This is a genomic window from Microbacterium sp. zg.Y909 (assembly GCF_024626565.1).
In genome coordinates, this window is the sequence record NZ_JANJFJ010000554.1 from 1 (window position 1) to 2198 (window position 2198).

General features: G+C 70.6%; 3 protein-coding genes and 1 pseudogene. All 4 read right to left on the reverse strand.

Annotated elements, in window-relative coordinates; translation table 11 throughout:
• Positions 1-5: 5 nt before the first annotated feature.
• Complete coding sequence (hisG, locus tag NQ160_RS22710) at positions 6-848, reverse strand: ATP phosphoribosyltransferase (protein WP_257517293.1); 843 nt, start codon at positions 846-848, stop codon at positions 6-8.
• Positions 849-890: 42 nt separating this feature from the next.
• Positions 891-1154, reverse strand: coding sequence for a phosphoribosyl-ATP diphosphatase (locus NQ160_RS22715; RefSeq protein WP_257517294.1), 264 nt, complete (start codon positions 1152-1154; stop codon positions 891-893).
• A gap of 16 nt (positions 1155-1170) precedes the next feature.
• Complete coding sequence (gene rpe, locus NQ160_RS22720; RefSeq protein WP_257517295.1) at positions 1171-1848, reverse strand: ribulose-phosphate 3-epimerase; 678 nt, start codon at positions 1846-1848, stop codon at positions 1171-1173.
• Positions 1849-1898: 50 nt separating this feature from the next.
• Positions 1899-2198, reverse strand: a pseudogene (locus NQ160_RS22725) (rRNA small subunit methyltransferase B); the annotation flags it as partial.

Here is a 2198-nt window from a genome sequence, read left to right on the forward strand (position 1 = left end):
AGCCATCAGAGCCTCGCGTTGTGGATGGCGGTCACCAGGATCGCGCGCGCGCCGATGGCGTACAGCGCATCCATGATCTGGTTCACGCGGCGGCGCTCGACCATGACGCGCACCGCGACCCACGACGGGTCGCGCAGCGGCGAGATGGTGGGCGATTCGATGCCGCCCGCGATCTCGACGGCCGCATCGACGAGCGACGCGGGCAGGTCGTAGTCGACCATGACGTACCGGCGGGCCACCATGACACCGCGGAGGCGCCGCAGCAGCGTCTCGGTGCCCTCCGCCTCGGTGGGCGAGCCGATCAGCACGGCTTCGGACTGCAGCAGCACCGGCCCGAAGATCTCCAGACCCGCCTGGCGGAGGGTCGTTCCGGTGGAGACCACGTCGGCGACGGCGTCGGCGACGCCCAGCTGCACCGCAGACTCCACGGCGCCGTCCAGCGGCACGAGGTCCACGGCCACGCCGTGCTCGTCGAGGTAGGCGTCGACCAGCCCCGGGTAAGCAGTGGCGACCCGCAGCCCCTCGAGGTCGGTCAGGTCGGAGAACCGTCCGGGAGGACCGGCGAAGCGGAAGGTGGATGCGCCGAAGCCGAGCGCCTCGATCTCGCGGGCACCGGGCATGCGGGCGTCCAGCAGCAGGTCGCGGCCGGTGACGCCGACGTCCAGTGCGCCGGAGCCGACATAGGTGGCGATGTCCTTGGGGCGCAGGTAGAAGAACTCGACCTCGTTGACGGGGTCGATGACGTGCAGGTCTTTCGGGTCACGGCGGCCGATGTAGCCCGCTTCGGCGAGCAGTTCGGCGGCGGTGTCGGCGAGCGAGCCCTTGTTCGGCACGGCGATACGCAGCATGTGTGGCTTTCGTGTGGGAGTGGAGGGGACGACGAGGTGGGCTCAGAGATGTCGGTAGACGTCTGCCAGGGTGAGCCCTTTGGCGAGCATCATCACCTGCAGGTGGTACAGCAGCTGCGAGATCTCCTCGGCTGCCGCCTCCTGCGACTCGTACTCCGCGGCCATCCACACCTCGGCGGCCTCTTCGACGATCTTCTTGCCGATCGCGTGCACCCCGCCATCGAGCTCGGCGACGGTGCCCGATCCCTCGGGGCGCTGCTCCGCTTTGGCGGACAGCTCAGCGAACAGGGCGTCGAACGTCTTCACCCTGACAGGCTACCGGTCAGTGCCGGTGGGCGCGGCCGGCAGCCGTGCGCAGAGCGGCGATCGCGGCCGCCGGATCGTCGGCACCGAAGACCGCCGAGCCGGCGACGAACGTCTCGGCGCCGGCCTCGGCCGCCTGCGCGATCGTGGACTCGCCGATGCCGCCGTCCACCTGCAGCCACACCGCGCTCCCCCGGCGGCGGGCCTCATCGGCCAGCAGACGCAGCTTCGGCATCGTCTCGGGCATGAACGACTGACCGCCGAAGCCCGGCTCCACCGTCATCACCAGGATCTGGTCGAACTCGTCGAGGCTGTCGAAGAGCCCCTCCACCGGGGTGGCGGGTTTGACGGCAACGCCCGCGCGGGCGCCGATCGCCCGCAGCTGCCGGGCGAGCGCGACGGGGTTCGCGGCAGCCTCGAGGTGGAACGTCACCGAAGCCGCACCGATCTCGGCGTACTCCGGGGCCCAGCGCTCCGGATTGTCGATCATCAGGTGCACGTCCAGCGGCACGGGGCTCGTCTGCTGGATACGTGCCACCATCTGAGGGCCGAAGGTGAGGTTCGGCACGAAATGGTTGTCCATGACGTCGACGTGCACGAAGTCCGCCGTGGCGATACGGGCGAGCTCGCTCTGCATGTTGACGAAGTCGGCGGCCAGGATGCTCGGGTTGATGCGGACGTCGGTGGTGTCGGTCACGGTCCCATTATCCGGGCCGCCGCGGCCCGCGCAGCCACGCCTCGCGGCGGTCAGCGCCTCCGCAGGAGCGTGATCGACATCGCATCGGTGCCGTGGCGGTGGGGCCACAGCTGCGCACGGCCGGAGCCGTCTGCCTGCTCGGGCAGATCCAGCGGGGAACGGGAGACGTCCTCGACCACGGCGCGCGCGTCGAGCTCTTCGACCTCGTCGCCGAAGGTGCGCCGCAGCTCGGCGCCGATGGCCGCGGTCTCGGCCAGATGCGGCGAGCAGGTGACGTACGCGAGGATGCCGCCCGGACGCAGCGCCTGCACCGCGGCGGTGGCCAGCCCCAGCTGCAGATCGGTGAGCTG

Coding starts and splice junctions, on each gene's coding strand:
- hisG (WP_257517293.1), bottom strand. CDS start 848: ATGCTGCGTATCGCCGTGCCGAACAAGGGCTCGCTCGCCGACACCGCC.